The 15,161-nt window shown below is 66.3% G+C and carries 7 protein-coding genes and 2 pseudogenes; 8 read left to right on the forward strand and 1 reads right to left on the reverse strand.

Features of this window, described 5'->3' with window-relative positions; genetic code table 11:
* Nucleotides 1-82: 82 nt before the first annotated feature.
* The 8 genes and pseudogenes from ACI1MP_RS32215 to ACI1MP_RS32250 all read left to right on the forward strand — a co-directional run.
* Nucleotides 83-352 (forward strand): annotated as a pseudogene (locus ACI1MP_RS32215) (flavodoxin family protein); the annotation flags it as partial.
* A gap of 201 nt (nucleotides 353-553) precedes the next feature.
* The gene (locus ACI1MP_RS32220) at nucleotides 554-1,270 is read left to right on the forward strand and encodes a flavodoxin family protein (protein ID WP_404870164.1); all 717 of its coding nucleotides are present in this window, start codon (nucleotides 554-556) and stop codon (nucleotides 1,268-1,270) included.
* A gap of 65 nt (nucleotides 1,271-1,335) precedes the next feature.
* Nucleotides 1,336-1,446: pseudogene (locus ACI1MP_RS32225) on the forward strand (pirin family protein); the annotation flags it as partial.
* 19 nt (nucleotides 1,447-1,465) lie between these two features.
* Nucleotides 1,466-1,705 (forward strand): hypothetical protein, encoded by a 240-nt coding sequence (locus ACI1MP_RS32230; protein WP_404870165.1) that lies wholly within the window; start codon nucleotides 1,466-1,468, stop codon nucleotides 1,703-1,705.
* Between the two features lie 45 nt (nucleotides 1,706-1,750).
* Nucleotides 1,751-2,101, forward strand: coding sequence for a major capsid protein (locus ACI1MP_RS32235; RefSeq protein WP_404870861.1), 351 nt, complete (start codon nucleotides 1,751-1,753; stop codon nucleotides 2,099-2,101).
* A gap of 680 nt (nucleotides 2,102-2,781) precedes the next feature.
* Nucleotides 2,782-6,789, forward strand: coding sequence for a LamG-like jellyroll fold domain-containing protein (locus ACI1MP_RS32240; protein WP_404870166.1), 4,008 nt, complete (start codon nucleotides 2,782-2,784; stop codon nucleotides 6,787-6,789).
* A gap of 156 nt (nucleotides 6,790-6,945) precedes the next feature.
* On the forward strand, nucleotides 6,946-13,761 hold the full coding sequence (locus ACI1MP_RS32245) for a polymorphic toxin-type HINT domain-containing protein (RefSeq protein ID WP_404870167.1): 6,816 nt from the start codon (nucleotides 6,946-6,948) through the stop codon (nucleotides 13,759-13,761).
* A 104-nt stretch (nucleotides 13,762-13,865) separates the two neighbouring features.
* Complete coding sequence (locus tag ACI1MP_RS32250; protein ID WP_404870168.1) at nucleotides 13,866-14,438, forward strand: hypothetical protein; 573 nt, start codon at nucleotides 13,866-13,868, stop codon at nucleotides 14,436-14,438.
* Between the two features lie 84 nt (nucleotides 14,439-14,522).
* Here ACI1MP_RS32250 and ACI1MP_RS32255 read toward each other — a convergent pair whose 3' ends face one another.
* The gene (locus ACI1MP_RS32255; protein ID WP_404870862.1) at nucleotides 14,523-15,008 is read right to left on the reverse strand and encodes a tyrosine-type recombinase/integrase; all 486 of its coding nucleotides are present in this window, start codon (nucleotides 15,006-15,008) and stop codon (nucleotides 14,523-14,525) included.
* Nucleotides 15,009-15,161: the final 153 nt, after the last annotated feature.

Here is a 15,161-nt window from a genome sequence, read left to right on the forward strand (position 1 = left end):
ACGGCGTGCCGCGCCACCCACCGGCGCGCACCCGTGGTGCGATGGCCTCCCCCCGCCGTGCCTGCCCACGAAACGGACGCCGATGGCCACCTACACCGACCTGCGGGCGGTCTTCGTCAACTGCACCCTCAAGCGCTCACCCGAACGCAGCCACACCCAGGGCCTGATCGACCTCAGCGCCGCCCTCCTGCGCCGCGAGGGCGTCCAGGTCGAGGAGATCCGCGCCGTCGACCACGACATCGCCACCGGCGTCTGGCCCGACATGACCGAACACGGCTGGGACACCGACGACTGGCCCGTCCTCTACTCCCAGATCATGAACGCCGACATCCTCACCCTGGCCGGCCCGGTCTGATCCGGCGATACATGCTCTCTGGCCGGTTTGGACAGTACGCGAGGTTTCCGGCCGCACAACCGGGCCGGTCAGGGCAGAGCCTGCCCGCGGACCTGGACTCGTAGCCGCTTACCGAAGCCTCTACCGGCTCGTCGATTCAGCGCTGTCCGCACGTCGCAGCACCTGCATCCCACCCCGCACCTGGCCTGGAGGAATCCGATGACCGACACCGCCACGTCCTATGGCGACCTGCGTGCCCTGCTGATCAACTGCACCCTCAAGCGATCGCCGGAGCGGAGCCACACTCAGGGCCTGATCGACATCAGCACCGGCATCATGGAGCGCCAAGGCGTGCAGGTCGAGGTGCTCAGGGCAGTGGACATCGACATCGCGACGGGCGTCTGGCCGGATATGACGGAGCACGGCTGGGAGACCGACGAGTGGCCGGTGATCTACTCGCAGGTCATGGCCGCAGACATTCTTACGCTCGCCGGCCCTGTATGGCTGGGAGACAACTCTTCCGTGATGAAGCGAGTGATCGAGAGGCTGTACGCGTGTTCGTCGATCCTGAACGAGCGCGGGCAGTACGCGTACTACGGGCGGGTCGGCGGCTGTCTTATCACGGGCAACGAGGACGGTGCGAAGCACTGTGCGATGAACGTGGTCTACAGCCTGCAGCACCTGGGGTATGTAATCCCGCCGCAGGCCGACGCGGGGTGGGTCGGCCCGGCCGGGCCGGGGCCGTCGTACCTGGACCCTGGGTCGGGCGGGCCGGAGAACGACTTCACCAATCGCAACACGACCTTCATGACGTGGAACCAACTGCATCTGGCGCGCATGCTGAAGGACGCCGGTGGCATCCCGGCGTACGGCAACCAGCGCTCCGAGTGGGACGCGGGCTGCCGCTTCGACTTCGAGAACCCCGAGCACCGCTGAGCGCAGACCAGGGGAATGCGGCCGAGCGTGGGACGAGCTGCCTGAGGTGATGAGGATCATGAAGCGACAGGGAGAAGGATTCACGCTTCGGTGAAGTGCACGGCTACGACGGCACCAGGCTGCTGGTTCCGGAGTTCCCCGACATCCCGCTGAAGGTCCGAGGCCGAGAGCATTGACCCGCGGAGATGCGGTTGGATGGACGTTCCGAAGCCAAGCTGCTCCTCGGTCGATTTCCTGCTGACCGGCCCCGTCCTCCCGGCCCTGGTCACCCATGAGGTCAAGTGGCGGATCAAGAACACCGGACGGCGCGTCACCACCGCCAAGTACCGTGCGTGCGACAGTTCGGTGCCGCTTGCCGACCGCACCGCGTGGGAGGCCGTGAAGGAAGGTCTTCTACCCGCGCTCGACCAGAAGTCGATCGTCGGCGAGTTGTAGCAGATCCTGCTGGAGCAGTCTCACAGCGCCGATCAGTGCTGGCTGCTGGAACTGCTGTGCGACGACGCCGAACGGCACATCGAGGCGATCCGCTCTGGGCTCGAACTCGCCGCGAGTGACGTCCTCGTGGACGGCAAGTTCACCCTCGATGCGGAGAAAGGCCTCACCATCGAGATCGACTTCGGCGTCCCGGCGGGCAACATGCCGACCGTCGCGAGGCCCTGGTCCGACCCGACCTCGGACCCGATCCGCGACGAACATCCGAACGGTCACCACCGTGCTGATCGCGGGACTGAGCAGGCGGTCCCACCACCGTCACTGGACTCAAACCAGCTCCGAAGCGGCCACACCGACATTCCCGCCAAGCTCCGCACCCTGGGTGTCGATACTGCCTAGGCCACCCGGTGGTTCCTGGCTGCCATGACCGAGTGCAGGTACTGACCGTTAAGGGGGAATGATGAGTCACCTTAATTGGTCGGCCAGGAAGGGCAGCTGACGTGCGGTCAAAACGTGGAGCCTGTGACTCGGTTGGCTTGGCCTCTCGAGAAGGCTGACACCTTGGAAAATCGATTTCATACGTTTTGGGTAGTGATTCGAAGGATTCTCCTCGTATGTCTTTGCCTGTCATTTCCGTTTCCTCGAAAGATCGTTGACAAAGACATGGGTCTTTCGTGAGGATCTGGCTTCGCATGTGATGATCACCAGACCCTGTGGGATGTGACGTGGAGAGATCCGTGCGGAGGAGGAGGCTGCGTGGGTGGACCGCGGCTGTTCTCTCCGTTGGCATAGTGGCGGGCGTGTTCGGGATACCGGGTGCGGCGAGCCCTGCGATGGCGGCGGATGAGGCGCCGGCGCAGAGCCCGACGGCGTCGGCGCTGTCGAACGAAACGGCGGAGGCGCTGGCGGTCGCGGAGGCTCGTCGGACCGGGAAGCCGGTGGAAGTGGAGGCCCTTCGGGGTGAGAGCTCCGACGTTGTGGCACAGCCGGACGGCAAGTTGTTGTCGACGATCTATGTGCAGCCGAAGCGGGTGCGCAAGGCGGGCGGGTGGGTGGATCTCGACCCCACGCTTGCTGTGTTGTCGAGCGGTGCGGTGGCGCCGAAGGCCGCGGCTGCCGAGGTCGAGTTCTCCGGTGGCGGCAGCGGGCAGCCGCTGGTGCGGATGGTGCGAGCCGGCAAGGAGTTGAAGATCTCCTGGCCGAAGGCGCTGCCGAAGCCGGTGGTGGACGGCTCCACGGCCGAGTACCGGTCGATCCTGCCGGACGTGGACCTGCGGCTGACCGCGACGAAGACCGGTTTCGCGCAACTCGTCGTGGTGCACACGGCCGAGGCCGCGAAGAACCCCGAGCTTGATCAGCTTCGACTGGGCTTGGAGACGGTCGATCTGACCGTGCGCCAGGAGGGCGACGGCTCGCTGACGGCGGTGGACATCTCAGGTGGCGGCACCGTCTTCGAGGCGCCGCCGCCGGTGATGTGGGATTCCTCGACGGCTGCCGCTGCGACCCCGGCAGGGTTGTCGGCCAAGACGCAGGCCGCGGCGAGTGGCGCGGCCGGAGCGTCGCCCACGGTTGGGGACATTCCGGGCGATGGCGCCAGGGTCGCGCCGCTGAAGGTCGATCTCGCGGAGAATGAAATGGTCCTGACACCGAATCAAGCCCTGTTGGACGATCCAGCGACGGTCTTCCCGGTGATGATCGACCCGGCGTGGGACGCCCCGCACGCCGCCGACTGGGCGGGTGTGTCGCGGTACTACCCGAACCAGACGTACTGGCATTTCACCTACACCCCGGACGACGTGCACGACTGGGGCGTCGGCTACTGCGGGGACTCCACGAGGTGCAAGCTGGGCGACGTGAAGCGGGCGTTCTTCCAGGTCCCGAGCGGCATGTTCATCGGCAAGCAGATCCTGAGGGCCACGTTCGGCACCTACGAGAGCCACACCTACGACTGCGCTCAACCGCGCCCGGTCGAGCTGTGGAACACCAGCTACATCAGCCCCGGCCTGACCTGGAACGCGCAGAACGCGTCCGGGTTCTGGAGTCGCAAGCTGCAGACCGTCACCACCGCCAAGGGGAACTCCGGTTGTGACGCGGGCTGGATCGAGTGGGGCGGCGACGACGCCGGGGTGAAGAACCTGGTGCAGGACGCCGCGAACTGGGGTTGGCAGACCACCACCTTCGGCCTGAAGGCGCAGAACGAGAGCGACCTGAACGGCTGGAAGCGGTTCACTGATGGTGCCTACCTGCAGGTCCAGTACAACCTGAGGCCGAACCAGATCCCGAACATCGACATGTCGATGTCGCCGGGCTCGGAGTGCAGGCCTCAGCCGGTCCGCATCAACAAGGTGCCGCAGGTGACTGTCAGAGCCACTGACCCCGACGGCGAGGCGATCGGAGTGCAGTTCGCCGCGTCCTGGGACGCCGGCGACGGTATGCGGCGGCGCTGGTGGTCCACCGGTTCGGAGGGCGCCGCACCCGGGTTCAACGCGTTCAAGGGCTCCGGCTCGATCTTCTCGTGGACCCTGCCCGCCGACCTGCCGCAGGGAACCCAGCTCAGCTGGGAGGCCCGGGCCTGGGACGGCGCTTCGTGGGGCGAGTGGTCCTCGGAAGGGGATCCGACCGCCTGCTACTTCACCCTCGACACCGCTGCCCCGCAGGGCCCCATGATCACGTCCCCGACCTATCCGGGCTCCAGCGACGCCACCGCAGAGCTGCCGTGGACCGACGGCGTCGGCAGGTACGGCTCGTTCACCCTCAAGTCGGCGTCCACCGACGTCGTCAAGTACCAGTGGGGGCTGGACACGTCGACGACCGCCACGGGATCGGTCTCGACCACCGGCGGCGCCGCGCAGACCATCAAGGCGCTTCCGGAGACTCCCGGCCTGCACCGTATTTGGGCCCAGGCGATCGACGGGTCGAACAACGCTTCGCAGCCCGAGACGTTCTACTTCAACGTCCTGGCCGGACAGGGGCAACGCGCCGGCTGGAACATGGACGGCAACCTGAACGGCAGCGGTGCGGAAGTCCCCGCAGTGCTCGGATCCGGCGCGACCGCAGGGTCCGCAGGTCGAGTCAACAACGGCATGGCGTTCAACGGCGACGCAGGGACCGGCTACGCGCAGACCGAGGCGGCGGTGCTCGACACCTCGCGGAGCTTCTCCGTCTCGAGCTGGGTGATGTTCAACGGGGCGACCACGAGCCGGGTGGCGGTGAGCCAGAACGGAACCAACTACTACGCGTTCACCCTCGGCACGTACGTCGTCGGCACCGACAACCGCTGGGCGTTCAAGGTCCAGAGCGCGCCGGGCGACTCCGACAGCACCACCTTCGTGGTCAGCGCGAACACCGCGCAGACCGGCCAGTGGACCCATCTCACCGGCGTGTACGACTCCGCCGCGCACTCGATCCTGCTGTACGTCAACGGCGTGCTGGCCGGCTCCACCCTGGTGCCGTCCGCGCTGTGGGACGGCCACGGCCCGGTGCAGTTCGGACGTGACCGCTGGCAGGGCCAGTGGGCCGCCGCATGGCCCGGCTCGGTCGACGAGATCAAGCTCTGGGACCGAGCCCTGACGGGCACCCAGGTCACCCAGGTCGCCGCAGACCAGACCGCCACCGGCACCCCGGCGAAGGCCGTCTGGCACCTCGACGAGAGCGCAACCGCCACCGTCAACGGCGCGCCCGAAGCGGACGCCCTGAAGCCCAACGGGTCGGTGCAGACCGGTGTGACCGGTGTGGCCGGCCAAGCCATCCGCCTCGACGGCACCACTGGCTACCTGCGCACCGCAAGGCCGCAGGTCGACGGTGCCCGGGACTTCTCGGTCGCGGCGTGGGTGAAGCTGCCCAAGCCCGCGGCCGGCGACACCATGGCCAAGGTCGCGATCAGCCAGATCGGCCAGCACAACAGCGAGTTCGCGCTCTACTACTCCGCTGCCGCAGGCCGGTGGACGTTCGGCCGGTACAAGGAGGACACCGCCGCCGACACCCAGGTGCGCGTCGCCCAGCCCGACTGCGCCACCGGCACCCTGATCAACGGCGTCCCCTGCCTCACCGGCACCACCGAGGACTGGACGCACCTGCTCGGCGTCAACGACACCACCGCGAAGAAGTTGCGCTTCTACCTCAACGGTTACCTGGTCGCGGAGTCTGCCTACACCCAGAACTCGCCCTGGGCCAACCCCGGCCCGCTGCAGATCGGATCCGCCAACCGCGAGGGCGCCAACACCGAGTTCTTCCGCGGCGACATCGACGACGTGCGGCTCTACGACCGGATCGTCACCGGTCCGGAGGCCGCCGCCATGGTCCAGCAGCGGCCGCGGTTGGCTGGCCGCTGGAAGCTCTCCGCCGCTGCCGGTACTCCGGCGGTCACCCCCGGCGAGGTCCCGGCCAACGGCGGCACCAGCTCCAACATCGGTGCCACCCTCAACGGCGGGGCGTCCATCAACGCCGGCGGTGGCCTGCTGCCCAACCCGGGCACCTTGCTGCTGAACGGCACCACCGCCTACGCGGCAACCAGCACCGCCCCCGTGCACACCAACCAGAGTTTCACCGTGGCCGCCTGGGCGAACACGGCGGGCACCCCCATCCGGGACATGACGGTGCTCTCCCTGCCCGGAGCCAACAACAGCGCGGTGACGGTGCGCTGGCACTACCTGGGCCTGGACGCCAACCAGCAGCCCAGCGGCGAGTGGCAGGCCGAGGTCCGCGACTCCGACGGCGGCGGAGCCATCCGGACATCGGTGGCGCGCGCCCCCGGCTACTCGCTGCTGGAGAACTGGACCCATCTGGCCGTCGGCTACGACGCCCTCGCCGGCCGGATCACCCTGTACGTCAACGGCACCACAGAGAACGTGTACTGCCCGGGAAGCCCCACGAACTGCACGCCGCGCACCGCCGCGACCACCGCCCCGGCGCCTTTCGAGGCCAGCGGCGGCCTGCAGTTCGGCCGCACCCGGTCGGGCGGTGCCTGGGGCGAGTACTTCTCCGGCGAACTCGATGACGTCTGGCTCTACCAGGGCGTCCTGACCAGAAACCAGATCGCGCGCCTCGCGAACTACACCAACGAGACGCCCACCGATCCCGGCGTCTGACCCCACCTCTCCCCGATCTCCGGGCCGGGCGGCACCCTGCCGCCCGGCCCGGCCTTGGTACAACCCGCCCGGCACCTGCTGGGCGGGTCCGTTTCGAGCAAGGAAGCCCCGTACATGAGTACTGGAAGGTCCGTCGCGCGGCGGACCCGGAGCAGAGTGTCCGCGATCATCGCGGCCACCCTGATCGGGTCACTGCTGCCGACGCTGCCACTGGCCGCGGCTGCGGCCGCCGAGCCCTACACGCCACCTTCGGCGGTCTCGCCCGAGAAGCCGGTCAAGACGTCCAACGCCAAGACGAAGGGCCGCCCCGCCGACACCACCGTCAGCAAGCCGGACAGCAAGCACGGTGCCCTGCCCGGCAAGGGCAAGGCCGCTGCTGACGTCCCGGGAGAGAAGGGGAAGGCGGTCAAGGCCGGCAACCTGCCGGTGTCGGTGACTTCGTCAGGCACTGCCGCGAAAGCCCAGGTCGAGGTGCTCGGCCAGGACACGGCCGCCAAGGCCGGGATCACCGGCATGCTGTTCACCGTCACGGGCGTGGACGAGCACACCGGCGTGGCCGTCGACTACTCGTCGTTCACGCAAGCCGCAGGCTCCGGGTACGGCTCCCGACTGAAGCTGGTGCGGCTCCCCGACTGCGCGCTGACTACCCCTCAACTCGCCGAGTGCCGCGTGCAGACGTCGCTTCCCGGCGGCAACGACCTCGAGGCGCAAACGGTCAAGGCGGACACCCTGACCGCGGCCCCGGCCGGCTCGACCCGCATCCAGGGCGCGGGCAGCCCAGTTGTGCTCGGCCTCAGCAGCGGCTCGGCAGGGCCGGGCGGCGACTACACAGCCACCCCGCTCTCCTCGGCTTCGACCTGGTCGACCTCGCTGAACAGCGGATCGTTCACCTGGTCGTACGACATGCCGCTGACGGCGATGCCCGGCGGCCTCACCCCGAAGCTCGGCCTGTCCTACAATTCCGGTGCCATCGACGGCCGGACATCCAACAGCAACAACCAGGCGTCCTGGGCCGGCGACGGCTTCGACCTGGCCCCTGGCTTCGTCGAACGCTCCTACAAGCCGTGTGCGGACGACGGCGCCCCGAAGACCGGCACCGTCAGCCCGGGCGACCTGTGCTGGGGCACCGACAACGCCACCATCAGCTTCGCCGGCCACTCAGGCGAACTGATTCCCGTCTCCGCCGACGAGTGGCGGATCAAGAACGACGACAACACGAAGATCGTCCGAGTTCGTGACACCGCCCGCGGCAACGGCGACAACGACGGCGAATACTTCAAGGCGACCACCACTGACGGCACCATCTACTACTTCGGGTACAACCGCCTGCCGAACTGGTCCACCGGCAAGCCGGAGACCAAGTCCGTTTATACAGTTCCGGTGTTCGGCAACAACGCCGGCGAACCGTGCAACGCCTCGACCTTCGACGCGTCGTGGTGCCAGCAGGGCTGGCGATGGAACCTCGACCTGGTCGTCGATGCCCACGGCAACGACATCACCTACTGGTACACACCGGAGACCAACAACTACGGCCGCAACCTGAAGGCCACCAACCGCACCCCGTACATCCGCGGCGGCCGTCTCGACCACATCGAGTACGGCCAGCAGAAGAACGACATCTACTCCGGGACCGTCAAGCCGATGGCCCGGGTCGAGTTCGGCACGACCGAACGCTGTCTGGAGAGTCCCACCCTCTGCGCCGCGGGTTCGATCGACACCAACCGGCTGTACTGGTACGACACTCCGTGGGACCAGAACTGCAAGGACGGCACCGACTGCGCCAGCACGTACTCGCCGACCTTCTTCACCCGCACCCGCCTGACCCAGGTCGTCGCCAAGACCCTCCAGGCCGACGGTAGCTACGCCGCCATCGACACCTGGGACCTGACGCACAAGTGGGGCACCGCCGACTTCGACTACCAGCTCCTGCTGGACTCGATCAAGCACACCGGCAACTCCGCAGCCCCCGCCGTCCCGCTGCCGAAGACCACCCTCGCCTACAAGCAGATGGTCAACCGGCTCGACAAGACCGGCGACGGCCGGATGCCGTTCGTCAAGCAGCGCCTGGGCACGATCACCGACGAGATCGGCGGCCAGATCGACGTCAACTACTCCGGCGAGGCCTGCACCTGGGGAAGCCTGCCCACCCCGCAGACCAACACCACCCGCTGCTTCCCGCAGATGTACCAGGCATCCGAGACAAGCCCGGTAACCACAGAGTGGTTCAACAAGTACGTCGTCGAATCGGTCATCGGCACCGACCGCACCGGCGGCGCACCAGAGATGGTCACCCACTACACCTACCTCGGCGACGCCGCCTGGCACTTCGACGACGAGGACGGCCTGACCAAGGAGAAGCTCAAGACCTGGTCCCAGTGGCGCGGCTACGCCCACGTCCGGGTCGAGACCGGCGGCAACGCCGCCATGTCCACCCAGGCCGACCACTGGTACCTGCGCGGCATGGACGGCGACCGCAACAACCCGTCCGACAAGAACAGCAAGCGCACCGTCACGGTGAACGACGGCGAGGGCACCACCCTCACCGACGACAACGCCTGGGCAGGCGTCGAGTACCGCACCGAGCAGTACGACAAGCCTGGCGGCACCATCCTCGGCAAGTCCGTCAGCACCCCGTGGAAGGCGGTGACGGCCACCCGGGTGCGGGACTGGGGCACCACCACCGCCAACCTGACCGGCGCCAGCAGCGCCCGCTCCTTCACGTCGCTTGACAAGGGTGCGGGCAGCAATTGGCGAGAGACTCGCATCAACACCACGTACGACACGTACGGCCGGGCCACCGCGATGGAGAGCCTCGGCGATGTGTCGGTCACCGGTGATGAGAAGTGTGCTCGCTCCACCTACCTGAACAACACCTCGGCGTGGATTCTCAAGTTCACCTCCCGCATCGAGACCGTCGCGGCAACCTGCGGGGCCACCGTCGATCGCGACACCAAGGCCGATGGCACGTCCACAGTGTTGTCGGACGTCCGGTACCGGTTCGACGGGCAGGGCTACGGCACTGCCCCGACAAAGGGTGACATCACGCTGACGGAGACCCTCAAGTCCCGCACCGGCACCAGCGCCACCTACCTGGACAACTCCGCCACCTACGACGCCTATGGTCGGGTCCTGAGCGCCACTGACCTGGCATCCAGCACCGTCTACGACACCACCGGCGCGACCAGCCCGGTCACCACCGCCTCGTCGTACGCCCGGACCACCACCACCGTGTTCACCCCGGCCACCGGCCGGCCCACCAAGTCGGTCGTGACAACCCCGCCCGCAACGGCCGGAAACAGCGCCACCGCACAGACCACCACCACTGACTTCGACCTGATGCGTGGTCAGGCGAAGGACAGTGTTGACACCAACAACCGTCGGACAGAGGTCCAGTACGACGCGCTCGGACGCACCCTCAAGGTCTGGCTGCAGGACCGGATAGGCCAGGGAAACCCCAACCAGGAATACGTCTACACCGTCGCAGAGAACGCGCCCGCCGCCGTCGCGACGAAGACGCTCAACGACGAAGACGGCACGCAGCAGACCTCCTACACCATCTACGACGGCTTCGCCCGCGCACGCCAGACCCAGGTACCCGGAGAGAACGGCGGCCGGATCCTCACCGACACCTTCTACGACGAACGCGGCCAAGCCGCCCTCTCCTACTCCCCCTACTACAGCAAGAACGCACCCTCAGCAGTCCTGAGCAAGGCTGACGACCTCACCAATCTGGAGACCCAGACCGCGGTCGCCTACGACGGCCTCGGACGCACCGTCAAAACCACGGCTCTGTCGGGCAATGGCGTCGGCACCCCGCTGTACTCCACGCTCACCGAGTACAACGGCGACCGCGTCACCGTCACGCCTCCCGCAGGCGGCACCCCCACCACCACCATCACCGATGCCGCGGGGCAGACCACCGAACTGCGTCAGTACAAGTCCGCCACACCGACCGGTGCCTACGACGCCACCAGCTACGGCTACGACCAGGCCGGCCATCTCAGCAAGCTGACCGACCCGGCCGGCACCACCTGGACCTGGTTGTACAACCAGCTCGGCCAGCAGACCAAGGCCGTCGATCCCGACAGCGGAACGGCCGTCAAGACCTACAACGACCGGGGCGAGGTCACCAGCACCACCGACGGACGCGGCAACACCATCGCCAACGTCTACGATAACCATGGCCGCCTGACCGAAACCCACAGCGGCTCGGCCACCGGACCCCTGCTGACCTCCCAAGCCTGGGACCCGGCGAACAACAAGGGCCTGCTGGCATCCAGCACCCGCTACAGCACCGTCAGCGGAACCACCTACCAGTACACGACCACCTACTCGCTGTTCGACGCCCTCGCCCGCCCGACCCGCACGACAGTGACGATCCCCTCCGTGCCCGGACAGGAAGGCCTCGCCGGCACCTACATCAGCGGTACCATCTACCGCGTCGACGGCCAGGCCAGGACCACCAGCTACCCGGCGGCCGGCAACCTTCCCAGCGAATCGCTGGCATTCACCTACGACGCCCTGCGCCGGCTCACCGGCGTCGACACTGCAGGCGGCTACGCCTACCAGACCGGCCAGAGCTACAGCCTCACCGGCAAGCCGGTGCAGACCAAGCTCAACAGCACGGCCGGCAAGGAAATCCTGGTCACCAACACCTACGAGTGGGGAACTCAACGCCTGGCCACCAGCCGCACCGACCGGTACGGCATCGCCACTCCGGCGCGGGCCGCGGCCTACACGTACGACCAGGCCGGCAACGTCACCTCGGTGACCGACAGCTCCAGCTCCGGCACAGACCAGCAGTGCTTCCAGTACGACTACCTCACGCGCCTCACCGAGGCGTACACCCCCAATACCGGTTCCTGCTCCGCCCCTGACGGCACCAAGCTCGGCGGCCCGGCCCCGTACTGGACCAGCTGGACCTACAACACCAACGGAACCCGCGCCACCGAGACCCGGCACAACACCACCGGCAACACCGGACAGGACTCCACCACCACCTACACCTACCCGGCCGCCACCGCTGCCCGCCCGCACAGCCTCACCTCCACCAGCACGGTCACCGGCGCCGCTGGCACCCCCGTGGCGGAGAGCTACGACTACGACAACGCAGGCAACACCACTGGCCGTCACCTGAAGCCGGCCGGCAACCAGACCAGCGACCAGACGCTGACCTGGGACAACGAAAGCAAGCTCTCCAAGATCACCGACATGGTGAAGACCACTGTCGGCTCGACCACCACAACCACCAGCAAGACCACCGACTACCTCTACGACGCAGGCGGCAACCGACTGATCGGCCACACCCTCGACACCGCCAACCCGGCAGCCGAGAACTGGACGCTCTACCTCGGAAACACCGAACTCAAGCTGGTCAAGGGCGCCGCCAAGGCCACCGCGACCCGCTACTACCCGCTCAGTTCCGGCACCGCAATCCGTACCGACGACAACAAGGTCACCTTCCAGACCACCGACCACCACGGCACCGCCGAAGTCAACATCGACGCCACCACCGGCGCCATGGACCAGCGCCACTCCCTCCCCTTCGGAGCCACCCGCGGCACCAACCCCACCACTTGGGCCGGCACCCGCGGCTTCCTCGGCGGCACCAACGAACCCACCGGCCTCACCCACCTCGGAGCCCGCGACTACGACCCCACCACCGGACGCTTTACCAGCGTTGACCCTCTGCTCAACCCTGCCGACCCACAGTCACTCGGCACATACACCTACAGCAATAACAATCCACTCACCTATAGCGACCCGACCGGGCTCCTCCTGAATGCCATTGACGACCGCGGCCCCTGGGAGGTGCTCGCCCCGCCCAAGAAGAAGGACAAGGGGTTCCTGAGCGGATTCATCGGCAAGGCGCTAGAAGCAGGGGAAGGATTCCTGTCGAGCGAGGCGCAGATCTTCGGTGACGCAAAGGCATGCGTTCTCGATTTTTCTGGCAATGCATGTAAGAACACTGCGGTGAGGGCCATGCCGGTTCTCTCCGTCGTGCAGAACGGGCCGGCCCTGATTGATGGAATAGCAAACGACGTCGGTGAAATTATCGACGACTACTCGGAGGGTAGGCCCGAGCAGGCAACAGGAGAGCTCGCCTTCTTTCTCCTTTCGAATGTAGAAACCTCCGGCGAAGGTTCCGGGCTCCGTGCGGCAAAAAAGGTAAACGAAGGCGCGAAAAGTGCTAGCACAGCTGAAAAGCTTTCGGACCTTCTCGAAAAAGCGAAATGTGCGACAAGGGGCCACAACAGCTTTCCGGCAGGAACTGTCGTTCTTCTGGCTGACGGAACCGAGAAGCCGATAGAAGACGTTAAGCCGGGAGATGAAGTCCTTGCGACAGAGCCCGAGACGGGTGAGACTGCAGCAAAGGAGGTGGACGCAACTCTCATCACGCCCGATGATCGTGAATTCACCACGATCACTCTTGATGGCGACGGATCCACTCTTACCGCCACCGACCATCACCCGTTCTGGGCGGCGAACCGCGGTGCATGGGTCGACGCCTCCAACCTGCTGGCAGGCGACACCGTTCGCACCGCGGACGGAACCCTTGCGCGCGTGGCCGCAACGACCCACGTGCTTGCGCTGATGCCCGCCTATAACCTCACTGTTCGCGGCATCCACACGTACTATGTACTGGCCGGGACCACGCCGGTCTTGGTGCATAACGCTGGCAAGGGCGGCGTCTGCGGACCTGGGGATATTCCTAACGTTGTCCATGACGGCGTCGATGACATCATCAATAATGGACGCCCTCCGCGACTCACACCCCAGGGCAACGTCGATACATTCACCGTGCGCCCCAATACTCCGCCCGCTATAGCCAGGAAATGGGACGGCGCAACCATCTACGACATCCCGGGCGGAGGTAACAGGTACCGCGTCTTGATCAACAAGTATGGCGATATTGGCTGGGTTGATAATCACGACTACACCAAGATCATGCCCTACTTCCCGCATCCATAGCTTTCGGTGAATTGGCGGCGGGCTTCGGGCGATACTCGGAGCCCGCCTGCCATGCTGTGCGGATGAAATGTTCGATCGGCATTGTATTGGCTCGGAGGTTTTTCATGAACGACCGGAAGCTGTCGGAAGCGTTGGCGCCGGCCGGGATCCGCTTTCGCGGCGTCGACGAGACGCCGGCGACGCTACCCGTCAGAGCTGCATGGATCGCCGTGAGTTGCGGACGTGACGACGGTCGACGCGATGTTGTTCTTGATGTCAGCGATGCAGACGTGGTTACTAATGCAAATCTGAGCTGGTTTGGCTTGGCGAGTGAGAGTGGCCTGTTCAGTGGGCCGAATGGGGAATTCCTGCTGGGAGTCGACCTGGCCGATGATGAATCGACGCCAATTCTTCGATGGGCTAATGTTGAGCTGATGGAAGATTGGGACGTTATGGGCCATGGCGCGGCTAGCGGAATGCTTGGATCCGGTGCGGGTAGACCCGAATTCGTGATGATGTCAATCGGTGGGGAAGTTATATTGCGGGGAACAACCTGGGAGGATGCTATTGGTGTCCTTGTGGTCCCCATGCCCGATCGCGTAAAGCTCATTAGGGACTACGCTGGGCGGCTTGCTTCAAATCCGAGATCCGATTCCCATGAGCGTCAATCTGCTCTCGAATGGCTTCACCGGCTCTAAGCGGTGGAAGAGTTCAGGAAGCCCCACCGGATAGAATTCCGGTGGGGCTTCCTTGGGTCTTGACGGCAGTAGTTGACGGCAACGTCAGCGGACGGGTGCTGCACAAAGCGGTGGCTCGTCGCCGTCGTCGGGGTCGGTGGCGGCCCCGGAGGACTGTCCGAGGGTGCGGCCGAGGAGGTCGATGGCGTCGCGCTGGAGGCGGAGGCGGACGTGTGCGTAGACGGTGGCGGTGACGCCGATGTGGGCGTGGCCGAGGAGCTCCTTGATGACGACGAGTTCGACGCCCTGTTCCAGGAGCAAGATCGCCGCGGTGTGCCCGAGATCGTGGAACCGGATGCGGCGGATCCTGGCTGTTCGGCACAGCGGGGTGAACCGCCGGGTCAGGGTCGACGGCTCGATAGCCGAGCCGTCCGGCGCGGTGAAGACGTATCCGCTGTCCCTCCAAGCCTTTTCGGCGGTCTCACGCTCGCGGTCCTGCCGTGCCCGGTGGTGCTTGAGCGAGTGGACGTACTCGGTGGGCAGGGCGATGCGGCATTCGGAGCCGACGGTTTTGGTAGGCAGGGTGTTCAGGCCGCCGGTTGGTGTGCGCTGGAGGGGAGCTTGACCATCTCCTCCATCGCGCCGCCCCTACCGGCGGCCGGGACAGCCAGGCGACCTGGGGCAACAACCCGAGCTGGGACAACACCCCCGTCATCCCGTGGAACGACTGGCACAACGGCCCGA

Origin of the sequence: Kitasatospora griseola, from assembly GCF_044999035.1 — a bacterium.
Classification (GTDB): Bacteria; Actinomycetota; Actinomycetes; order Streptomycetales; family Streptomycetaceae; genus Kitasatospora; species Kitasatospora griseola.